This is a genomic window from Streptomyces actinomycinicus (genome assembly GCF_016741775.1).
Taxonomy (GTDB): domain Bacteria; phylum Actinomycetota; class Actinomycetes; order Streptomycetales; family Streptomycetaceae; genus Streptomyces; species Streptomyces actinomycinicus.
Map to the genome: position 1 here is coordinate 1 of NZ_JAERRK010000023.1, position 21,154 is coordinate 21,154.

Sequence of the window (21,154 nt, forward strand, 5' to 3'; positions counted from 1 at the left end):
CGCCGAGCTGATCGGGCACGAGCCCACCACCTTCCGAACCCAACTGGAACGCGCCTGGGCCGAACAGAACCAGTAAGGCACGCAGAAAGTCCCGGCCTGACTCGCCGCCCACAAAGGGCTCGCCCACGGCCGCCCGACGACGTCAATCACCAAATCGGCAGCCCTGGTCACAATCCCAGGCTCCACATGAGATTCCGCGGCCTGCCAGAGTCTCCCGTGCCTCACCCCCATGCCCGGCTGACCAATCACAGCAGATCGCCTTGAGACACCGGACACCGGCAGGGCACCGGCCTCCTCCCGCATCCGGATCAGGCGAACCAGGGCGTCGGCGCTGCCGTGGTCGGCGCCCTGTCGGTAGAGATTCTCAGCGTGTGATGGCGCGGGACGTACGCATGCACCAGCGCACCGTCGGCCGCATCGGATCCCTCGCCCGCCTCATCCGCGAGGCAGCCATCACCGCCATCTGCGGCGGCACCGAACGCATCACCGAACAATCACGCGAAGCCAACCGCCCCGACCACCTCGCCGCCCAGCGCCGGCAGCGTCCTGCTCCGGTGCGGGCGGCGTGAATCTGCCTGGCTTCTCCTCGGCCAGCCGGCCACGTTCCACCAACCGTTTCAGCCGGTCCCTCGCTCCTTCGGCACGTGAGGCGGAGGCGCTGTCCCCAGCCCCGCACCACCGCTGCCCGCCGGGCACCCAGGCCATCGGCTGCCGCCTCCAAGGCGGCGGCCATCTACGCTTAGCAGTCCACCGACAGCACCTCGGTTCCGGCCGCGTCAAGGCGGTGAGGCACCGCCCTGCGCGGACCCACCGGCTTCCTCTGCGACACACCATCCGTCACTGCGGCGGGCGTCTCCTCATCGGCCAGCGCCTCCAGATACTGCTCCAGGCCGATCACCCGGCGCCTGAGCACCTCTTGTGGATCCGCCAGGGCCGCCCGCACCCGCTCCAGCTCGGCTTCGAGGTCTTCCACTCGCACCGCCGCGGCCTTCTGCCGCGCTTCCGACACCACACGCATCGACGGCATCCGCCCCACGACACCTCGGTCAGCAGCGGACCGAGACTTCCGTGGCAGCCGGCATCTCATGCCGGACCAGTGGAAACCGCACGTGAGGTTCGGAATGAGAACGACCTCTCAGCTTTCCTGGCCAGATCTCAGACCGAGTGGCCGCCGTGGCCACTTGGCCACGGCGCTGAGACTCGTACTTCAGAAGCGACACTCGTGCGAGTGCAGCCAGGTCTGAGCGCTTCCGACACCCCCTTCGCCGTAACCCTGAGCGCGGACAGACTCACGTCTCGCTGTGCTTCCCTACGAAGGTGACAGGGGTTTGCGCACTGGGCGCGGCGCATACCCCTCGCCAACGAGGTGGAGATCAGCCGCGGAAGGCGGAGGCGAAGAGGGCGGGGAGGTCCTGCCATCGGGGGTGAGCGGCGAACTCGGTGAGAAGGCGGCCGGTGCGGGCGGCGGTGGTGTTGGTGACGAACCACGGGGGCTTGGGGGAGATGGATGTGCCGCGGTGCAGTACGGATCGTGGTGCAGGGCGGAAGGGGCCGGTGACGACGGTGCGTTCCGCGTGGCCCATGAGGAGGGCGTTGTGGACGACGCCGATGCCGCTCTGGACGTCGTCCAGAGTGTGGCCGGGGAAGGCACCCCAGGTGGCACGGGGCGTGGCGTAGCCGACGCCGGTCCAGGCGTTGACGGCGACGGTGCCGTAACGCAGGTCGGCGATCGCGGCGCGCAGGCGGTGGCCGAGGGCTTTGAGGGTGTCGGGGTGGGCGATCAGGTTGGCGCCCAGGGTTCCGTGGAGGCGGTCGTTGGCGGCGGCGACGGCGGCGCCCAGGAACCGGGATCCGGTGCCGGAGAGCTCGGCGACCCCGAGGACCGGTCCGAAGTACTCGGTCGTGAAGGCGGACTCGTCCGGGCTGGTGAGGTCCAGGCCGGTGAGGAGGGTGCGCTCCGGGGTGCCACCGGGCTTCTCCGCGCGGCCGGGATGCAGCTCGCGGGCAGAGCGGACACGGGCCTCGCAGCCGGGGTACCAGGCCGGTCGGGCAGGTGCGGTGGCCAGGGCCCGGCGCAGAGCGGTGAGGAAGGCGTTCTTCTGGGCCCAGTCGGAGCTGAGGATGAGGATCTGGCCGGCGATGCAGTTGCAGCCGCTGTTGTGCAGGCGCATGGTGGCGACGTGTTCGGCCTGGTACCGCAGGTCCGCGTCGGACCACTCTCCCGGTAGGACGATGATCGGCGCTACGCCGCCGAGTTCGCTGGTCATGGGCTTGGACAGTTTCGGTGTGCCGGTGGCTTTGGCGGCTGCCGCCGCATCGCCGGTGCCCCAGACCACCGCGTCGTGCGTGGCTTCGCTGCCGGTCATGTGGACGGCGGTGATGCCGGGGTGCCCGGCGGCTGCCATGCCCACGTCGGGACCGCCCGTGACGATCTCGACCAGGCCCCGGTCGATGAGCGGTTCGAAGACCGCGCGGTAGACGTCGGCGAGGGGGTCGGTGGTGGGGTTCAGCTTGAGGACGGTGGTGCGGTTCTCGGCGTACAGCTGGTACAGCACGTCCAGGAGTGGGATGGAGAAGATGTTGCCGGCGCCCAGGACCAGGGCCACTCCCCTGGTCCTTCGCGGTGTCCGCTGGGTGAGGCCGGCCGTGGCACGCAGCTGCTCCTCGGTGACACCAGGCGTCGTCCAGACCTCGGCGTGGAAGCCGTTCATGAGGAGCTTGTCGTAGGTGTCGTACGGGAGGACCTGGACGGCGAGCCGGTCGCCCGGGGCCCGGGTGATCCGGGTGCCGCCGAGGACGTCGGCTCCCTCGTCGAGGCGGCGCATGGTCTCCTGGAGGGCCTGGAGGTAGGTGAGCAGCGCGTACGGGCCGCTCATCCATTCCTCTCCGACGAGCGGGGAGGCGGGGGTGAGCTGCTTGATCCCGGCCGCGGTACGGACCCATTCCTCGGCCACGGCCGCGGTGGCCGCTGCGACGTCGAGGAGCAGTTCGCGCCGTTCGGCGAGGGAGGTGCGGGCCCACGCGCGTTCACCGGTGGCGAGTCGCGCGACGAGGGCGTCGGGGTCGGGGCTGGTGCCGCCGGTGGCGGGTGTGGTGGTCATGGTGGGGGCCTCGCTCACGTGTCGGGGTCAGGACAGCTTGGGGAGGATCTCGTCGGCGACGCGGTGGCCGGATTCGGCGGCTCCGTCGATGTAGCCGGCCCAGCGAGTGGCGGTCTCGGTGCCGGCCCAGTGCAGGGGGCCGACCGGGCGGCGCAGCGCCGGGCCGAAGCGGGTGAGGGTGCCGGGCACGGCGAACGCTCCGTAACAGCCGCGGCTGTACTCCTCCTCCGCCCAGTCGCGTTCGATGTAGGCGAGGGGGTCGCGGGCCAGGGGGCCGAAGTAGCCGACGAGGTCGTGGATCACCTGGGCGCGGCGCTCGCCGGGGTCCATGCGTGAGCCGGCGTCGGCGTGGCGGCCTTCGAGGAATCCGACGAGCACGCCGCACGAGCCGTCGTGCGGGGTGTTGTCGAGGACGGTGCCGAGGGGGCGGTGGGTGCTGTTCGCCTGGCCGCTGAGGCCGGCGTGGCGCCAGAAGGGCTCCTCGTAGGCGACGTTGACCTTGATGACCCGGCCCGTCGGCATCCGCTGGACGAGCTGGTCACGGTCACCGGGTAGGCCCGGGGTGAACCGGATGCGGGCGGCGAGCGGCGGCGGGACGGCGACTACGGCCCGTCGGGCGCGGACGGTCAGGCCGCTGCGTGTGGTGACGCGGACGCCCGTGGTCGCCGTGGGCTGCCAGTCGATGTCGGTGACGGGGGCTTCGAGGAGGACCCGGTCGCCGAGTTCCTCCGCCAGTTCGAGCGCGATGCGCTGGGTCCCGCCGACGACGCGGTCCTGCTGGGCCCCGCCGGTGACGTTGATCAGCGGGTCGAGGCCGCCGGCGGCGCCGACGTAGAAGGCGGCCCAGAGCGCGGACATGTCCTCGGGCTCGGTGGAGAAGACCGCCTCGGTGACCAGCCGGAAGAAGTCGCGGCCGCCGGTGGTGCGCGCGGTCCTGCGCAGCCAGGTGTCGAAGGTCTGGCGGTCCAGTTCCTCGGCGTGGGGCGCCCGCCACGGGTCGGTCGCGGCGACCTGGCGGGCGATCCGGTCCAGGCGGTACTGGGTCTGTCCGATGTCGGCGAGGACCAGCGGGTTCAGTTTGGGTATCCGGCCCGTGTACCGGCAGCGGGAGGTGCCGAACTCGCCGATGTGCTCGCCTTCGCCGTAGGTCGGGTAGGTGCGCAGGCCCAGTTCTCTGATCAGCTTCATGGCGTTGTGCTGGGTCGGGCCGACCCACTGCCCGCCCACCTCGATGGGGGCGCCGCCGGGCAGCTGTCCGTTGAGGAGCCGGCCGCCGACTCGATCGCGCGCCTCCAGGACCAGTACGTCCGTTCCGCTTCGTATGAGGTCACGGGCGGCCACCAGCCCCGCCACCCCGGCACCGACGATCACGACGTCCACTGACTTCTCCATCACGCCCGCCATTCATACAGGGTGCATCTGACATACACAACGTATGTGATATCCATGATGTATGGAAACACTGCGCGAGAAGTACGCGGAGAACACGCGGCGCACCCTGCTCGACACGGGGCTGCGTCTGTTCACCGAGCGGGGCTACGCGAGCGTCTCCGCGGAGGAGCTAGTGCGCACCGCCGGGCTGACCCGGGGCGCCCTCTACCACCACTTCGACGGCAAGCCCGGACTTTTCGAGGCCGTCTTCGAGGAACTGGAACGGCAGGCCACCGAGCGCATCCGCGCGGCGATCGCTCCCGTGGCCGATCCGCGCGAGCGCGCCTACCAGGGCGTCGACGCGTTCCTCGACGTCTGCGCCGAAAGCGCCTACCGGCACATCGTGCTCCAGCAGGGGCCGATCGCCCTGGGCTGGCAGCGGTGGCGCGAACTGGACCGGCTCCACCTCGGCGGCCTGGTCCTCGACGTCGTGAACGCCGCTCTCGACGCCGGCCGGCTGCGGCCCCACCCGGCCGACCTGGTCGCCCGGGCTTTCTACGGAGCGCTCACCGAGCTGTCCATCACGATCACGGAGACCGACGAGCCGGAGCAGGCCCGCACCCAGGCTGCCGCCCTCGTCCGCGATCTCATCGGCGGGGTGGTTACCGACAGCGTCCCGCCATCGGCGTGACCCGTCGCGCCCCCGCTGTCACACCCCCCTGGAGACCGAGGCGGTGTCCGATTCCTCGGGACGGGAGTGCCGTGCGAACCATCGGCCGCGGCGGATTCCTCGGTCAGCCTGGGCAGGACCACACCGGCCGGCCGAGGCTGCAAGGAACTGCCACGCCTGTGAAGACGATCGGGCTTCACGGGCGATCTGAGACGACGGAAGGGCGTCTGGCTGGTCGGCGAGGACGGCCTGTGTCGCGAGCAACGAGAACCTGCGCACGGCCGGCGCCGACCGCGGTGCTTCCAGGCTCGGACCGGCAGCATCTCTCCGCGCGCCAGGCACTCAGGTCAGGCACGGGCGAGGGGCCCGAATCGCGCACCGGCCTCGGGCCCCTCTCGGCAAGCCGGCCGGTCGGCTGCCGACTGATCACTATCAGCTGTGTGCCGCGCTCAGCGCCCTGTGGCGCATGCGCCGCTCGAACTCGGCGTGCGGCTCCAAGCCGCAGGTGCCGGGGTACTCGTTGAGGTGCTCAGCAAGGTACGCGGAAACGTGCTCAGCTGGGCGGCCACCCAATTTGCCGGTCTTGTAGGGAAATCTCTAGGAAGGGGACCCTTGTTGGGTGAGCCGGAGAGAACGCATGATCGACTCATGCGAGGTGCCTTCGACGACGTCCCATTGACCACACTGTTTCCCGAGTTATCGCCTGCTGGCGTGGAGGCCCTCAAGGACGCGGCCCGTGCCGTCGATGCAGCTCGCGTCAACGGAGACAAAGCGGAGTGGGAGTGGGCGCCGGACCACGCGGTCTTCCCTGGCCCGCAGCCTGGGACGCCCATCATCCTCGGCTTGGATGTCATAGACCATGCCGACGGGGGCGACCAGCTGGAGTTCCTGCTTCAGGTGGTGTGGACAGACCTGGGCCAGCTCGCGGTCGACGCGGCCGTGAACGTGGCCTGCTGGTGCACCACCGATCACGCGACCCATGACGTCGATGCCCGCAGCCTTGTCGTCGGTGACGCGACCTCTCTGCTCCAGGCCTTCCAAACGGGCGCTGAGCGTCTGATCGGATGGCTGGCCGACCCGCGTGACGCGGACTACTGGCGCGCCAGGGCGGGTCTGCCCGCCCGCCGGACCTGCTAGTGCTCTGACCGGGAAGGTGGACCGGGTCAATGGCTCCGGCGGTTGGATGGGCGTAGACGGCCGTCCGATTGCTGGGGGCGTGGTGGCTGAGCCTGCCCATGTGCGCAGGCTGACCGATCAGGAGGGACAGAAGCTGCAGCAGACCGTGCGTACCTCCGACCGAATACGCCGGGCACGCGCGCACGGCCCCGTGGTTGCAGACCGCTACCTGTGTGCCCGGCACCTTTTTCGCGGCGTCCCGGCCCGTCGTGGTGGCCGGGACTCCGACGGAGACGTAATCAGCCACCCCTTCCGCCATTGAGAGAGCCGGCCTAGTTCGGGTCGAGGACGGCCTGGATGGCTGGGGCGAGGCCGGCTTCGATCTCGTCCGGCGTCAGTGTGGTCACCGCCGGGAGGCGCAGCAGATAGCGGGTGAGCCCCAGGCCGAGGAGCTGCGCGGCGACCAGGCCCGCGCGGTGTGCGGCGAGCTCAGGGCCCAGGGCCGCGGCCAGCGCCGGGGCGACCTGCGCCGCGAAGATCTCGTGCATCCGCGCGGCTGCCTGTTCATTGGTGACCGCCGAACGCATCAGGACGAGCAGTGCGTCGTCGGCCGGGTCACCCTCCCAGCGTTTGAGGAAGTGCCGTACCAGGGTCTGGGGGAGTTCGTCCGTCGGGACGGCCGTGAGGTCGGGCAGTCGCAGGTCGATGGTGAGTGTCGCGTCGAAGAGCCGTGCCTTGTTGCCGAAGTAGCGCATGACCATCGACGGGTCGATGCCGGCGTCGGAGGCCACGGCTCGGATGGTGGTGCGCTCGTAGCCCTGGGTTGCGAATCGTTCCCGTGCTGCGCGCAGGATCGCGGCCTTGGTGCGGTCCGAACGCCTGTCGGTGGTGCTGGTCTCGGTGTCCCGGGTCATGTCAACAACTGTAGGCCAACATGTGTTGACTTTCCAGTGCCGAGCCGCGCATCATGACAACGAACGTTGGCCAACAAATGTTGGCAATCGGATGTTGGCTTAGCTGGGTCAGAAGGGAAGCCCCGCCATGAACACCACCGCGCTCCCCGAACGTACCGAGGTCGCCGTCGTCGGCGGCGGCCCGACCGGGCTCGCGCTCGCCGTCACGCTCGCCTCCGCCGGCATCGACTTCGTCGTCCTGGACCGGCTGGCCGAGGGCGCGAACACCTCACGTGCCGCCGTCGTCCACGCCCGCACCCTGGAGGTCCTGGACGAGCTGGGAGCCTCCGAGGAGCTGATCGCACGAGGCGTTCAGGTCACCCGCTTCGCCGTCCGCGACGGCGCCCGCCGACTGCTGACCGTGCCTTTCGACCAGCTGCCCACACCCCACCCGTACACGCTGATGGTTCCTCAGTACGAGACCGAGAGGGTGCTGCTGGCCCGGCTGCGCGCGCTCGGCGGCGATGTGCACCGCCCCTACGAGGTCGCTTCCGTCGCCCAGGACGAGGACGGCGTGACGCTCACCATGACCACCGGTGAAACGCTGCGCTCCGCGTATGCCGTCGGCGCCGACGGTATGCACAGCACCGTGCGTGAAGCCGCGGGCATCGGGTTCACCGGCAACGCCTACGCCGAGTCCTTCGTGCTCGCCGACGTGGTGATGGACTGGTCTCCGGGCCCCAGTGAGGTCTCGCTCACCTTCGACACCGCGGGACTCACCGTCGTCGCCCCGCTCCCCGGAGGTCACTACCGGGTCGTCGCCACCGTGGACGACGCGCCCACCACACCTGACATGGCCTTCGTCCAGCGTCTGCTCGACGAGCGCGCCCCCGGCCAGGCTCAGGTCACGGGGCTGGCGTGGTCGTCGCGGTTCCGGGTGCACCACCGGGTCGCCGACCGCTACCGGGCGGGGCGCCTGCTGCTGGCCGGCGACGCCGCCCATGTACACAGCCCCGCCGGCGGCCAGGGAATGAACACCGGCATCCAGGACGGCTACGCCCTCGGCCGTGCGGTGGCGTCCGGGCAGCTCGACGGCTACGAGGCGCAGCGCCGCCGCGTGGCCCAGCGGGTGGTCGCCTTCACCCACCGGATGACCCGCGTGGCCACCACGCGCAACCCGATGGCCCGAGGGGCACGCAACACCGTGCTCCCCCTGCTCGGCCACACGGGCATGCCGAAGAAACTCGCCACCGAACTCGCCGAGCTCAACTACCGGTAGTGCAAACGTCGTTCGGGGGCCACTCAGACTGTCGTCTCCTCGAAGGCCAGCACGTGGTGGCCAGCGTCCCAGAGCAGGGTCAGCAGAGCGCGTACCGAGGCCGGGTCGACGTTCTCCCGAGGCCTTCACCTGGCTCCGCAGCGCGCGCAGCAGCATCGACCAGCACCGCGACGGGCTCACCCTCGACGGTCAGGGACTCGGCGGGCTGACCCTGTTCGCCGCGACACTCCTGCCGGCGCAGTCCCGCAAGGACGGCGACGCCTACTGGGCAAGGCCACCCCCGAGGTGCACACCGCGGCCGCCACCGCCTACGGCGTCATCACCGTCGACGACGTGACCAACCGCACCGACCAGTTCAACGGCGGACGGCTGCTGGCCCGGATGCACCTCACCGCAAAAACGCTCGGCCTCGGCCTGCACCACATGAACCAGATCACCGAACGCATCGACCGCGACAACGCGGCCGGCAACCCCGACGTCTTCTCCGCCCGCTGGTCCGCTCTGCTCGGCTTCCCCGCCTCGATGGGCCTGCTGCCCTTCCGCATCGGCCACCCCGAGCGCACCCCGGGCCTCAGCCCGCGCCGCAACCTCGAAGACGTCGTGACCAGCTGACCCCGGTGAGAGCGGCCCGGCCCCGAGCGCCGCCCGTCCACCAGTTTCGTCCAGTCCACCAGTTCGTTCACAGGAGGCTCCCCCGTGTCCGGCTCCCCCTTTCCGCACCAGGCCACAGGGCCGGTGCGCGCAGTGCGCACCGGCCCCGTTCTGGCCGTGACCTGCCTGGCCCTGGCGACCGTCGTATCGGCGATGGCATCGCTGAGCGTGGCGTTGCCCGACATCGCCCGAGAGACACACGCCAACCAGACCCAGCTGTCGTGGATCATCGACTCCTACAGCCTGATCTTTGCATCGCTCCTGTTGCTCGCAGCGACCCTCGGCGACCGCTTCGGCCGTCGCAGGGCCTTGCTCGGCGGCGTCGGACTGTTCGCGGCGGTATCGCTCGCCGCGACCTTCACGACCGAGCCGGACGTCCTGATCGCCCTGCGCGCGGTGCTCGGCGTGGCGGCCGCGTTCGTCATGCCCGCCACGCTGTCCACGATCACCAGCACGTTTCCCCGCACCCAGCAGGCGCGTGCCATCAGCATCTGGGCGGCCGTCGCGAGCGCCAGCGCCGCCCTGGGGCTGTTCGCCTCCGGGGCGCTGCTCGAGGTGTGGTCGTGGCGCTCGGTGTTCTGGCTGAACACCGTGATGGCAGCGGTGGCGTTCATCGGCACCCAGGTCTTCGTGCCGGAGTCCGCGCAGCCGGGCAAGCAGCGTGTGGACGTGACCGGAGCGGCTCTCACGGTGGCGGGGCTGGGAGCGCTGGTCTACTCGGTCATCGAGGCGCCCGAGCACGGTTGGGGCAGCGCGCCCACCCTGGTGGGCACAGCCCTCGGACTCGCTGTCCTGGTCACCTTCGTCGCCTGGGAACTGAGGCACCCGCACCCCTTGCTCGACCCGCGGCTGTTCCGCCACAAGGCGTTCGCTGCCGGATCGATCTCGACCACTCTGCAGTTCTTCGCGTTCTTCGGGTTCATCTTCGTCACCATGCAGTACCTCCAGCTGGTGCGCGGCGACAGCGCCCTGATGGCCGCGGTGAGCGTGCTGCCGATGTCCGCGGCGATGATCCCAAGTGCCCGTCTCAGCCCGCGCCTGGTCGCCCGGCGAGGCGCCCGCGGCCCCTGGACCATCGGGCTCCTCCTGGTCACCACCGGCCTGGTCGTGCTGGCCCAGCTGGACGCCGGCAGTTCGTACTGGCTGATCGCCGGCGGCCTCGTGCCGCTCGGCGCGGGCATGGGACTTGCCACCACGCCGGCCACCGCGGCGATCACCGACGCTCTGCCGCCCCGTCTGCAGAACGTGGGATCCGCCGTGAACGACCTGTCCCGCGAACTCGGCGGCGCCCTGGGCATCGCCGTCCTCGGCAGCCTCATGAGTGCCCAGTACCGAGACGAGCTCGACACCAGCGGGCTCCCCGCACCGATCGCGCACGCGGCACGCTCCTCCCTCGCCGCCGCCAACCACATAGGCCACGCCACGGGCAACCCCGCACTGATCGACCGCACCCGCGACGCGTTCGCCTCCGGTATGCACCTCGCACTCATCAGCGGCGCCGCAACCACCATCGTGGCCGCCGTCGTCGTCACCCTCCTACTGCGCCGGACCGGCAAGCCCGGCACGGTCGCCGGGGAGACGCAGACCGACGGCACAGACCGTGACACGGCTCAGGCGACGGCGTAGCACCAACCGACAGCCGGACACACCCACCACGACGGGCGGCGCGCGGGACCACGATCCGTCCCACGCGCCGTACCGGGAAGGATCGACATGACTCCGTCGCGCACCCGGACAGCAGACCGACCCGACCCTGAGCGGCTGCCGGGGCCATTGGAAGCCCTCACCCGGGCCTTCGCTCTCCTCGGCACACGCGGCACCGGGCTCATCATCACGGCCCTCGCCAAGGGCCCAGCCGACCCCCACCTCATACACGAGCGCGTCCCCGGCCTCACCGACGGCCTGCTCACCCGACGCCTCCGGGAGATGACAGCCCTCGGCCTGGTGGCCCGAACCGCCCACCCGGGCACGCCCACGAGCACCGTCTACACGCTCGCCTCCCACGGCAAGGCGCTCCTCATACCCCTGACCGCCCTGGCCGTGTGGGCAGAGGACCACCTCCCTGCGAAGGCCTCCGAGGCGACGCGGTCTCCGCAACGCGACCGGGCGGGGGCGGACCGGAGGTCCACGGACCTGGTACACCACCGAGGCGGTGCCTCGAGTGGTCGCAGGACCGTCCAGCAAGGCTGGCGAAAGAGGGCCGGCCGCTCCTCTAGCGGCTGCGCCGCCAACTGCCCATCGGAAGCGTCCTTGGAACATAAAGCAGAAGGAGAGGCCTGCCTGCCACGTCGCCCGCGAGTTCTCGCTCGATCCCGCGCAGCGTCTGCCCTCCGACGAGGAATGCCTCCACGTCGTATGGGATCTCCTCCACCTGCAGTGCCACTTCGGTATGGACACCCTGAACTGAGCGCGCTTGGGCGCACGTGCGTCACCGGTGTGGACTTCTCCTCCACGGCGATCGCACGGGCACGACCGCGTCCCGGTCCAGCGTGCCGTCAACCGCCATGTCCAGGCAGCGTCTAGGGAAGTGCCGCCACAGCCGGCCCTGGCGCCACAGCATCAGCGACCCCGTCGCGGCGTCGAGATGGGCATCCCGGCCGCCGCTTGACCGCTCATGGGGGCGCCCTCACATGCCGAAGGGCGGGGCCTGCTGCACGGCAAGATCGTCGCGCAGCCGCAGAAAGCGGACGGGGTGACGGTACCGAGCCTCGTCGACGGCGGTGTCGGCCTGGAACTCCGTCACCAGGTCAGGAGGACGGGGTGGCACTCCGGTTCGCCGCGGGTGCCCCAGCCAGCGCCGAACCGGCGCCCGTGCCAGAGATGGTCGGGGCCGGCCGGATGCAGCCGCGGCGCGAGGCCGCGCCGCTGGGTGGTGGGCAGGGCTGTGGTGCGACCGATCAGCCGCAGGTTGCCCAAGGCGTCGTAGCGGGCCAGTAGCAGTGCGGCGGGAGAGGCGAGCGCCCCGGTGATCCCGCCGACCAGGGCTTCGGCGGTGGTGCGGGCATGCTGGCGGAGTACAGTTGTTCCGCGACTGTCGTATTCCTCCACGACCGTGCGCTCGACCAGCGGGGACCAATGTCCGGACCCAGAGTTTGATTGCCCGCGGATGCGCCAGAGGTGATCAGGTCTTCGGGGAACATCGGTACAGCGGTGGGCGCTGAAATGATCATGGTCATGGGTTCTTGGCGGCACCCTCCAGGCGGCGCCACGGTGTATGCGGCCGCGACAGAGCGGGGCCGGTCTGCTGACGAGTACGGAGTGACCGTTCGCGGTAATCATCGTTCACTGGCATGTGAAGACGACCAAGATGATCCGCGTTGTCGCTGCCGTTTGCATGACGGTGGCCGCAACGGCAGGGGCGGCTCCCTCGCACGCCGGTTCCGTAGCGCCTGCCGCTCGGAAGGCCGCCGACGAAACCTGCACCCCGGAAACGGACAGCTACAGTTCCGACCGGTGGACCTCAGCGCGCTGGAAGACCTGTCTCGGCACCTACGGCGGGCCCCACGGTTCCTTCCAGGCGAAGTGCTGGGGCGGGCAGGTCATCGGCTGGAGCCAGATGAACTGCCGCGTCTCTGGACGGTTCGAGATCCGTGACGGGCAGAAGAAACTGGTGAAGAGTGGTGGTTTCGGTCTGGTCTACAACGGGCTGATCGACGAGCCCACTGTCACCGCCAACGCGTTCCGCTTCAACTGTGACGGAAGTGCTCATGGTCAGTTCACCTTCAAGACCTTCGGCACCAAGGCAAAACTGACCGGAAACCATAGCCACTACGAGGCCGCCAAGATCCCTGACACCACAGTCACCCACTCCATGTGCTGAACGAGCCATCGTGTTCCTGGGACTGCCCGAGTGGTTCTCCGGGCTACGAGCGGCAGAGAGGGCTGCTGTCCTAGCGAGCGCACGCTTCTCTGCAGAGGGGCGGAACCCGCGGGATCGTGAGTTACCGCGCGGCGACAGCGACGAGCGACGGCACCTCAGAAAGATGCCAGTTCGCCCCTCCTAGTCTTTCCGATCTTGGGTGCCCGGGGGACTACGAGTTCGCCGGCAAGGCCCCGGCCTGTTGCCCAGATCACGAAGGCGCGCGACTGGGCTATCACCAGGCCGGGACGCGCGAAGAGGATGCAGCGGAAACCGTCCGGCTTCCGCGACCAGGTGCCCCGGCAGCGTCCCGTCACGGGACAGGCCCGCCACGTTTCGGCCAGCATCGGTTCGATCGGGGTATAGAGCATCACACTGCTACAACTACGCAGGCCCGCGCCGGTCCGCACGCCAGACGCCTGCGCTGCCGTGCCGGATTGAGGACGGTGCGGGCGGAGCGGGTGTGCTGCGGGTGGGCAGGGGAACGACTAGCCGCCGCCGCGCAGGGCGTCATTTTCGCCGGGCCGATGGCCTGCGCGGGCGTCACCGTCTTCAACGGACTGCGGCACAGCTCCGCCCGGCCCGGCGACCTGGTCGCGGTGCTCGGCCTCGGCGGCCTCGGCCATCTCGAGGGTGCAGTTCACGGCGGCGATGGGCTTCGAGACCGTGGCGATCGCCCGGAGCGCGGAGAAGGCCAACTTCGCCAAACAGCTCGGCGCCCACCACTACGTCGACAGCACCTCCGGCATCCCGGTCGCCGAGTCCCTCCGATGCCTAGGCGGCGTCAGCGTCGTCCTCGCCACCACCGGAAACTCCGAAACCTTCACCGCCACCGTGCCCGGCCTGGCCCCCGCGGGGAACTCGTGGTCATCGGAGCCGACACCACCCCCTTGGGCGTCCCCCCGTCCCAAATGCTGTCGGAAACATGATCCTCGACCATGTGCGTGCGAACCGTGTGCCGGTGAGGGCCCTGGTGCATCACGACGACGAGCGGGCCGCGGCGCTACGGGTCCTGGACGGCGTGGAGGTGGTGGTCGGCGACCTCACGCGCGGCGCCGATGTGGTCGACGCACTCTCGGGCTGCCACCGCGCCTACTTCGGAATGAGCGTGTCTCCCCTGTACCTGGAAGCCGCCACGACGGTCGCAGCGGCCATCCAGGAAGGTGACGGCCTCGACCTGCTGGTGAGCATGTCGCAGATGACGGTGTCACAGATGAGCCTCACCAGCGACGCCGAATCCCGGCAACAGCGACTGCACTGGCTGTCCGAGCATGTCCTCGACTGGTCGGGAGCGCCGGTCGTACACGTGCGGCCCACGGTCTTCATGGAGAACCCGCTCTTCGCCCGGGTCGCCGCCACCTCAGCCCAGTGTGACAGCACGATCCGTCTCCCGTTCGGCTCCGCCCGGACGTCACCGGTCGTCGCGGCCGACGTGGCGGAGGTCATCGCACACCTCCTCCTCGCCTCGACCGCGCCACCGCGCCATCGCGCCGGATCTACGAACTGACCGGCGCACAGTCGCGTGACATGAACGCCATCGCCGCCGAACTTTCCACCGCCCTGGGCCGTACTGTGACCTACGTCGACGTGCCCTACGAGGCGTGGCTGCAAGACGACTTGAAGAAGGCGGACCTGCCACCCCACGTCGACGAGCACATCGCCACCATGGCCCGACTCCACCGCGATAACCGCTACGACCGCGCCACGAACGACGTCACCGAACTCCTCGGACGCCCACCGCTCGGGTTCGACCACCTCCTGAGGAACACACCGGCCCCACAGCCCCAGGGTCGCTCGTGATCTCGGCTCATGGGCCATGGTCTGGTGATACGAGGCCATGAACTGTGCGTGCCGACTCCACGTCGCCACCGCCTCGCAAACGGCCGCTCAGATAGTCGTCATGGGGGCGCGCCACCGAGGGAATGCGTGCCGGTCAACGAACGATGGAAGAGGCGATCGCCGAATGGGTCGACGAAAACGAGTCGGAGGACCCTGCCCTGCGGGACATCTACGCCGGGGCGTACGGGTACGCCTTCCATGCCGATGGCACCCGATCGCCACGGACATCACCGGGGGCAAGCTCATCGTCGACCACCGTGGGAGAGGCGAGCCCGAGAGGTCGAGGCCCGTCATCACCTGACATGGCAGATCCTGGCGTGGGAGTACGAACGCGGCCTCCACTGACCCAGCAGTAGCGGGAAGGGACGTCCGTCTCCCCCACGGTCGGGTCGGCGTCAGGCAACGACAAACGGCCCCTCCCGGAGAGGGAGGGGCCGTCACGGACAGGCATTGCCACCTAGTAGAAATGCAGCGTCCGCCGAGTCTCAACTCGAAACGCTGAATACGCTAGCCGAATGAAATCCCAGCTCTTATTCGTTGAAAACGCGGCTAGATGCAATTTCCTTCGGATAGCCGGGGCCCATCCAGTAAAGCTTCATCTGGTAGTCGCCCACACCGTTAACATCATGGGCGAAGTGTCCGCACCCGGAGTCCCCGCCATCCGATGCGTGGTCAGTTACGTACCAGTCACCGAGCAGCGGCTTGTAATAAAGTCTCCCGAGGACACCAGCCCCGTCCACCTTCGTGTCGCAAACGGTGAAGGTATCCCCGTCGTCGTGGAACCAGAAGGTTCCCGTGTGAGCGCTGTCCGTGACTTCAATGTCGGTGTAGGCAGACGCCGGCGAGGCCGCAAATACCACGGCAGTTGCAGCACTGACCGCCAGAAAGGAAATCCGCTTGATGCGTGTCTTGATCATGACAAAGGACTGTCTCATGATGCCAATAACAGAACCATATCCGGCCGGTAACAGTGCGATTACAACGCCATTGGGGAGACCGTTTGCCCTCAAGTGCAAACTTCTGCGCCCTATGGACGCTTACAACAGCTACTGACCTTCAATGCGTGGTGTCGACGGGGGCTGACGGCCGGTGATCCCTGCGGTATGCCGACTGCATGAGGTAGGCGCAAGGGGCGGGTTGACCGAAGAGTGGCGGGCTTTCCGCGAGAAGTTGAGGATGGAGGCGGCCGGGCGATTCGCCCAGGGCGACCAGAGCGCGGCCCTCGCGGACGACCTGCGGGTCAGCGTCCGGTCGGTCCAGCGCTGGCGCAAGGCCTGGTCTCAGGGAGGGCCGAGAGCCCTGGCCTCGAAGGGGCCGGCGGCGTTGCCGCTGCTGAGCGACGAGCTGCTCGCGGTGCTGGAGCAGGAGCTGGCCAAAGGGCCGGTGGCACACGGCTGGCCGGACCAGACCTGGACCCTCTCGCGGGTCAACACCCTCATCGGTCGCCGGTTCCACAAGAGCTACACCGTGCAGGGAGTGGCCGCCCTGCTCAAACGGCACGGCTGGAGCTGCCAGGGTCCGGCCCGCCGGGCACTGGAGCGCGACGGGGCCGCGCTGCCGGCTGGGTGAAGGAGACCTGGCCGCAGGTGGAAGGACCGTGGCGGCGCTCGGCGCCTGGCTCGTCTTCGAGGACGAAGCTGGCTTCTCGATGACGCCGCCGACCAGCCGTACCTGGTCCCGCCGCGGCCATACCTCCGTTGCGCGCGTGCGGGGCCGCTCCCGACGCCGCTTAACCGTCGCTGCTCTGGCCTGCTACCAACCCGGTGAACGCTCGCGGCTGATCTACCGGCCGTGCCCGGACGCCCGGCCGGGCGCAGCATGGCGCCGCCCTCGTGGCTCTCCACAGTCTGTCGGGCCTGGTCCCACCACGGCCAGGAGCCTGAGTCAGTAGACAACTCCTGGAATGCCGCGCCTCGTGGTGAAGCGCGGCTGCCGAGCGCTGCTCTTGAAAAGGCGTGGCTGCCGGGCAGCCGTGATGCGAAGATCAGTCCCCAACTTGCTCCACACCTGCGTCCCGGAGGTCCGCATGGACGTCGCCTCGCTGCTGCCGTTGACCACGGCCCGGTTGTCACTGCGATTGTTCACTCCCGGCGACGCCGACGACCTGTACGCCTACCAGAGCCTGCCGAGCGTGGCGCGCTACTTGTACCGGCCGGCGCACACGCGTGAGCGCAGCGAGCAGGTTGCCGCCGAGCGCGCGGCGCAGACGGCCTGGCGCGCGGACGGGGACAAGCTGGCGCTCGCTGTCTGCCGACGCGATGAGCCCGGCGTCCTTGGCGAGGTGAGCCTCACCCTGGCCGATGCCCGCGCCGCGCAGGCCGAGATCGGCTGGACTCTCGACCCAGGTCACCAGGGGTACGGCTACGCGACCGAGGCGGCCGCGGCGCTGGCCGGGTTTGCCTTCGACACGCTGGGCGTGCACCGGCTCTACGCACGGCTGGATGTGGAGAACACCGGATCTGTGCGGGTCTGTGAGCGCCTCGGGATGCGCCGGGAGGCGCACCTGGTCGAGAACGACCTCGACGGGGATCGCTGGGGCAGCGAGTACATCTACGCGGCGCTGTCCGCGGATCTTGGCAGTCGATCAGGCGATTGAGCCCGACGCCACCTCCTGTTCGTGTCTTCCCTACGGAGAATCCCGGTATGTCTGGTGGGGGATGGCCTGTTCGAGGTGAATACCTGAGCAGCACCTCAGCGCCTCAACGGTCAGGAACCGGCTGCAGAAAGCCGGGATTCCCGGCCGGGCCACGCAACACGCCGCCCTGCGCGACCTCGCCAGGCCCTGCCCGAGGCGGCGATCAGCCGGTTGCTCGGCATCAGCATCGTCTCCGTCGACCGCTGGAAAGCCGGCGGTCAATGGACGAGCCACGCGGCCGTGGTCGCCCGACGCCCGTAGCCCGCTCTGCACGCCGCCTAGCCGATGATGCCAACAGCTTCGTCAGCTAGCCAGGATGACGGAGGCGACCGTCCTCCATCCCGCGTCGGTCCGGGCGGCGAGGAAGAGGGCACGGACACGCTGGAACTCCCGCCACTGGCGGTCCTGGCGCGCCCAGGTCACCTCGATCTCCGTGGCCCGCTCGTTGAGCGCGCGCACCACCGGGTCGAGGGCCTTGCTGCCTCCGTAGTCGGCGTTGCGCAGTGCGCGCAGTTCGTGTCCCAGTCCCTGGGAGAGTGCCTCGGCGGAGGTGAGCACGGTGTGCGCCGTGCCGGTGGTCATGCTGATCGGCACGGAGAAGTAGTCGAGGAGCGGCGCGGGATCGGTGCTTCCTTCGCCGCGAGTTCGATGAACGTCTCGACGTAACCGTCGAACCATGCTTGTGCTTCGTTCGCGACGGCGGGCGGATCGGTGTGCGTCATGGGTTCGTGGCCTTTCTTGCGGTGACGTCAGACGTGGGTGCCTTGGAGGGGTGTCCTTTGCCGCCGTGTCACCGGTTCGCGAAGGCGTTGGTGCCGGTCAGCTGTGCGGACAGGGTCCACAGGCGTGCGGCTTGTTCGGGGTCGACCGCGTAGGGCCGTACTCCAGGTGCGTCGTCCTAGGAGAGCGGGGCGATGTCGCGGTCGTTCAGGTAGACGCCGCCGGTGTGGGCCAGCTGCGGGGAGGTGGCCGCCCAGACCTGGGGGGCGTCACAGCCGCGGTGAAGGGCACCGAACCCGCCCGACGGCATTCGGTCCATCCCCCGCTCCGGCCGCTCTTCCGAGCCCTGCGACGCGAACGTCGCGGCGCCGCTTGCGCGCCGCGGACACGAGCTTCCCCGCGCCTCCAACCTGGGGTAGCGCGAGATCATGCTGAGCTTCCTCCCGGTCGCATGATGCCCTGATCAGCGGAAAGCCGTTGTGACACAGCTTCTCAGAGCACACCGCACCCGAGTCACGGAGCAGCTCGCCCAGCAGCAGGCACATAGCCGAGTCAGTGGGGAGCAGACCTGCAACGCCAGTCAGGACGGCAGTGGCGCCGGGAGCGACCCAAGGAGCCGGTCCCCTCCACTCCGGCCGGCCGCACCGTGCTCAGCCCGATGGCCGAGTTCGGCAGTTCTCGGTATCCGGCCGCGCCGGCCGGGAACACCTCGGTGCCGATCACTGCCCCGATCAGGGAGAGCACAGCAGCCACGGGAGCGTCCGGTGCGTATCCGTCCTTGAGCCTGAGCCGGTTCAAAGTCCCTCATGGGACGTCGTAGCGTCCGGAATCGTGCTGCGCCATGGAATGACCGCGAGGGTGGCTGCCAGGCTGACGCTCCCTGCGGTCAGGGCGCTCGCTGTGAGGCCGTCGACGAACGCCTGCCGGGCGGCCGGGAAAGGAGGCAGTACGGCGGCCGGGGTGGCCGCCGCGGCCATGGGGCCCAAGCGGTCGGTGATGACGGTGCTGAGGACGGACCCCTGGACGGCGACGCCGAGGGAGGCTCCGACCTGGCGGGTGGCGTCGTTGACCGCCGATCCCAGTCCGGCGTGGCACGGCGGGACCGCGCCCATGACGGTCTCCGTACCGGCGGCCGCGACCAGGCCGGCGCCCAACCCGGCGACGACTTCGAAGACGAGTAGATGTCCGTAGCCGGAGTCGGCCCGGGTACGGGCCAGCACGGCGAACGCGGCGGTGGTGAGGAGGAGTCCGGCCGCGATCGGTGTTCGCTCGCCGTTCCGGGTCAGCAGCCTTGGTGCTGCGAGCGAGCCCGCGGCGAGGGCCCCCGCCAAGGGCAGAGTGCGTAGGCCGGCCTGCCAGGGGGTGTAGCCCAGGACCCCTTGGAGGTAGAGGGTGATGACGAAAAGTGCTCCGTACATCGCGAAGGACAGCAGCGTAAGAGATGTGGCGCCGCGCACCACGCCGGGCAGCCGTAGCAGGGGCAGGGGCAGCATCGCGTGGTCGGCGCGGCGCTTCTGGTGCACGACAAACGCGGACAGCAGGGCGGCCGCCAGGGTGAAAGCGGTCAGCACCGGTGCGCTCGTCCATCCCTTCGAAGGGCTTTCGATCACTGCCCAGACGAGCGTGAGCAGTCCGCACGCCGACATCATCGCGCCCGGGAGGTCGACCCGCTCCCCGCTGCGGCCTCCGGCACGGCGGAATCCGCACTTCGGCACGACGAGCAGGGTGAGAACCAAAGTCACAGCCACGATCGGGACGTTCACCCAGAATCCGGCGCGCCAGGAGAAGCCCTCGACGAGGGCACCGCCGAGGACGGGCCCTGTCATACCGCCCACGCCGAGGGAGGCGGCCCAAAAAGCGATCGCCCGGCGGCGTGGGGCGGGGGCGGTGAAGAGGCTGGTGATGATCGACAGAGTGGCAGGCATGAGCAGCGCGGCCCCGGCGCCCATGCCGCAGCGCGCGGCGATGAGCCAGTCCGGGTCCTCGGCGAGGGCTCCGAGCGAGGATGTGGTGCCGCAGATGGCCAGGCCGATCGTGAAGGCGCGGCGTCGGCCGATCCGGTCGGTGAGGGCTCCGGCGGTCAGGACGATGCCGCCGAGGACCAGGGCGTAGGCGTCGACGATCCACTGGACCTCGGCCATGGAGGGTTTCAGATCGCGGTCCAGGTCGGGTACGGCGACGTTGAGGACGGTCAGGTCCATGCCGAGCAGGAACACGCCGAGGCAGACGACGACAGCGGCCACCCAGCGCTCACGGTCACGGTCACGGTCATCTGTCACCGGATCGCCCTCTGCAGGTCCTTGGTGAGTTGCCGCACCAGGGCGGGAGCCTGGTGGAGCGGGTATGTGTGGCGCCCGGCGAAGAGGTGGGGTGTCGTGGGGGTGGTGAACAGGTCGTTCCAGCCTTCCAGACAGCCGGGCGGAACCAAGGGGTCGGTCTCGCCCCCGTACAGGGCCAAAGACACCTGCAGCGGAGGTTCGTCATGGTGGCGGTGGTGCAGGGCGAGGACCAGGTCGGCGAGATGCGGCGTGCACAGCCGGGTCACGGTCACCGGGTCTTCGAGGAGTTCGGCGGGGAGCGGCCCTACCAAGTCGGTGAACGCGTCGAGGCCCGACGTCACCAGGGTGGCCAGGAGCCGTTCGAATTCCCGTTGGTGGGGTGGGGGAAGGGCGGACAGGGCGACGAGCGCGGGCTCACGCCGAGTGGTGCGGCGCAGGCGTCGTGCGGTCTCGTGGGCGAGCAGGGCACCGAAGCTGTGCCCGAACAGGGCGAAGGGCCGTGAGTCGGTGGCATCGTCGGTGAGGGAGGCGAGTGCGGCGCTGAGTGCACTCGGGTCGGTCGGTGACGGCTCGTCGCGACGGTTGCCTCGGCCGGGCAGGGCGAAGGCGTACGGCTCGACGGTGGCCGGCAGCAGGTCGGCCCAGCGCTGGTAGAACTCCGGGCCCGAACCGCCGGGCGGCAGGCAGTACAGGCGTACGGCTGCTTTCGGGCGGTGGGCGAGGCGGACAAGTGTGGGCACG

At 69.5% G+C, this 21,154-nt stretch carries 20 protein-coding genes and 4 pseudogenes; 13 read left to right on the forward strand and 11 right to left on the reverse strand.

Annotated elements, in window-relative coordinates:
- The first annotated feature begins 392 nt into the window (after window positions 1-392).
- Window positions 393-569, forward strand: coding sequence for a hypothetical protein (locus tag JK359_RS31675; protein ID WP_307788366.1), 177 nt, complete (start codon window positions 393-395; stop codon window positions 567-569).
- On the opposite strand, the pseudogene JK359_RS31680 reads toward JK359_RS31675, so the two are convergent.
- From JK359_RS31680 to JK359_RS31690, 3 genes and pseudogenes are all read right to left on the reverse strand, one after another.
- Window positions 484-1,018, reverse strand: a pseudogene (locus JK359_RS31680) (hypothetical protein). The gene JK359_RS31675 and the pseudogene JK359_RS31680 overlap by 86 nt on opposite strands.
- Before the next feature lie 355 nt (window positions 1,019-1,373).
- Window positions 1,374-3,101, reverse strand: a complete 1,728-nt coding sequence (locus JK359_RS31685) for an aldehyde dehydrogenase family protein (RefSeq protein ID WP_201842948.1) — start codon at window positions 3,099-3,101, stop codon at window positions 1,374-1,376.
- Between the two features lie 27 nt (window positions 3,102-3,128).
- Window positions 3,129-4,493: a flavin monoamine oxidase family protein gene (locus JK359_RS31690; RefSeq protein WP_236678762.1), complete on the reverse strand. Its 1,365-nt coding sequence runs from the start codon at window positions 4,491-4,493 to the stop codon at window positions 3,129-3,131.
- A 61-nt stretch (window positions 4,494-4,554) separates the two neighbouring features.
- On the opposite strand from JK359_RS31690, the gene JK359_RS31695 reads away from it, so the two are divergent.
- A complete protein-coding gene (locus JK359_RS31695; RefSeq protein ID WP_201842952.1) occupies window positions 4,555-5,163 on the forward strand; it encodes a TetR/AcrR family transcriptional regulator in 609 nt (202 codons plus the stop codon).
- A gap of 627 nt (window positions 5,164-5,790) precedes the next feature.
- Window positions 5,791-6,279, forward strand: a complete 489-nt coding sequence (locus tag JK359_RS31700) for a hypothetical protein (RefSeq protein WP_236678763.1) — start codon at window positions 5,791-5,793, stop codon at window positions 6,277-6,279.
- 311 nt (window positions 6,280-6,590) lie between these two features.
- Here JK359_RS31700 and JK359_RS31705 read toward each other — a convergent pair whose 3' ends face one another.
- Window positions 6,591-7,172 (reverse strand): TetR/AcrR family transcriptional regulator, encoded by a 582-nt coding sequence (locus JK359_RS31705; protein ID WP_201842956.1) that lies wholly within the window; start codon window positions 7,170-7,172, stop codon window positions 6,591-6,593.
- Window positions 7,173-7,299: 127 nt separating this feature from the next.
- Here JK359_RS31705 and JK359_RS31710 point away from each other — a divergent pair, with 127 nt between their 5' ends.
- The 4 genes from JK359_RS31710 to JK359_RS31725 all read left to right on the forward strand — a co-directional run bounded on the left by JK359_RS31710 (window position 7,300) and on the right by JK359_RS31725 (window position 11,604).
- Entirely contained in the window at window positions 7,300-8,430 is a 1,131-nt protein-coding gene (locus JK359_RS31710; protein WP_201842958.1) for an FAD-dependent oxidoreductase, read from the forward strand.
- Between the two features lie 285 nt (window positions 8,431-8,715).
- On the forward strand, window positions 8,716-9,042 hold the full coding sequence (locus tag JK359_RS31715; RefSeq protein ID WP_201842960.1) for a hypothetical protein: 327 nt from the start codon (window positions 8,716-8,718) through the stop codon (window positions 9,040-9,042).
- Between the two features lie 84 nt (window positions 9,043-9,126).
- On the forward strand, window positions 9,127-10,707 hold the full coding sequence (locus JK359_RS31720; RefSeq protein WP_201842962.1) for an MFS transporter: 1,581 nt from the start codon (window positions 9,127-9,129) through the stop codon (window positions 10,705-10,707).
- An 87-nt stretch (window positions 10,708-10,794) separates the two neighbouring features.
- A complete protein-coding gene (locus JK359_RS31725; protein ID WP_236678764.1) occupies window positions 10,795-11,604 on the forward strand; it encodes a winged helix-turn-helix transcriptional regulator in 810 nt (269 codons plus the stop codon).
- A gap of 216 nt (window positions 11,605-11,820) precedes the next feature.
- Here the strand turns inward: JK359_RS31725 and JK359_RS31730 are convergent, their stop codons facing one another.
- Entirely contained in the window at window positions 11,821-12,129 is a 309-nt protein-coding gene (locus tag JK359_RS31730) for a hypothetical protein (RefSeq protein ID WP_201842966.1), read from the reverse strand.
- A gap of 244 nt (window positions 12,130-12,373) precedes the next feature.
- Between JK359_RS31730 and JK359_RS31735 the strand changes: the two genes are divergently transcribed.
- The 4 genes and pseudogenes from JK359_RS31735 (at window position 12,374) to JK359_RS39420 (ending at window position 14,740) form a co-directional block, all read left to right on the forward strand.
- Window positions 12,374-12,901, forward strand: a complete 528-nt coding sequence (locus JK359_RS31735) for a hypothetical protein (RefSeq protein WP_201842968.1) — start codon at window positions 12,374-12,376, stop codon at window positions 12,899-12,901.
- A 557-nt stretch (window positions 12,902-13,458) separates the two neighbouring features.
- Window positions 13,459-13,857 (forward strand): annotated as a pseudogene (locus JK359_RS31740) (zinc-binding dehydrogenase); the annotation flags it as partial.
- Window positions 13,858-13,880: 23 nt separating this feature from the next.
- Window positions 13,881-14,447 carry an NAD(P)H-binding protein gene (locus tag JK359_RS31745; RefSeq protein WP_307788342.1) on the forward strand — a complete coding sequence of 189 codons (567 nt, stop codon included), beginning with the start codon at window positions 13,881-13,883 and terminating at the stop codon, window positions 14,445-14,447.
- 20 nt (window positions 14,448-14,467) lie between these two features.
- Window positions 14,468-14,740: a Rossmann-fold NAD(P)-binding domain-containing protein gene (locus JK359_RS39420; RefSeq protein ID WP_236678766.1), complete on the forward strand. Its 273-nt coding sequence runs from the start codon at window positions 14,468-14,470 to the stop codon at window positions 14,738-14,740.
- A 569-nt stretch (window positions 14,741-15,309) separates the two neighbouring features.
- Here the strand turns inward: JK359_RS39420 and JK359_RS31750 are convergent.
- Window positions 15,310-15,696 carry a hypothetical protein gene (locus JK359_RS31750; protein WP_201842970.1) on the reverse strand — a complete coding sequence of 129 codons (387 nt, stop codon included), beginning with the start codon at window positions 15,694-15,696 and terminating at the stop codon, window positions 15,310-15,312.
- 193 nt (window positions 15,697-15,889) lie between these two features.
- Between JK359_RS31750 and JK359_RS31755 the strand changes: the two are divergent.
- Window positions 15,890-16,580 (forward strand): annotated as a pseudogene (locus JK359_RS31755) (winged helix-turn-helix domain-containing protein); the annotation flags it as partial.
- A gap of 225 nt (window positions 16,581-16,805) precedes the next feature.
- Entirely contained in the window at window positions 16,806-17,375 is a 570-nt protein-coding gene (locus JK359_RS31760; protein WP_201842972.1) for a GNAT family N-acetyltransferase, read from the forward strand.
- A 342-nt stretch (window positions 17,376-17,717) separates the two neighbouring features.
- Here the strand turns inward: JK359_RS31760 and JK359_RS31765 are convergent, their stop codons facing one another.
- The 5 genes and pseudogenes from JK359_RS31765 to JK359_RS31785 form a co-directional block, all read right to left on the reverse strand.
- Window positions 17,718-18,008, reverse strand: coding sequence for a DUF6841 family protein (locus JK359_RS31765; RefSeq protein ID WP_201842974.1), 291 nt, complete (start codon window positions 18,006-18,008; stop codon window positions 17,718-17,720).
- The gene (locus JK359_RS31770; RefSeq protein WP_201842976.1) at window positions 17,993-18,136 is read right to left on the reverse strand and encodes a hypothetical protein; all 144 of its coding nucleotides are present in this window, start codon (window positions 18,134-18,136) and stop codon (window positions 17,993-17,995) included. The genes JK359_RS31765 and JK359_RS31770 overlap by 16 nt, the downstream gene beginning before the upstream one ends.
- Window positions 18,137-18,204: 68 nt before the next feature.
- A pseudogene (locus JK359_RS39430) lies at window positions 18,205-18,432 on the reverse strand (oxidoreductase); the annotation flags it as partial.
- 496 nt (window positions 18,433-18,928) lie between these two features.
- Complete coding sequence (locus tag JK359_RS31780; protein WP_307788343.1) at window positions 18,929-20,413, reverse strand: MFS transporter; 1,485 nt, start codon at window positions 20,411-20,413, stop codon at window positions 18,929-18,931.
- Entirely contained in the window at window positions 20,410-21,153 is a 744-nt protein-coding gene (locus tag JK359_RS31785; protein ID WP_201842980.1) for a thioesterase II family protein, read from the reverse strand. Before JK359_RS31785 ends, JK359_RS31780 begins: the two co-directional genes overlap by 4 nt.
- Window position 21,154 lies beyond the last annotated feature (1 nt).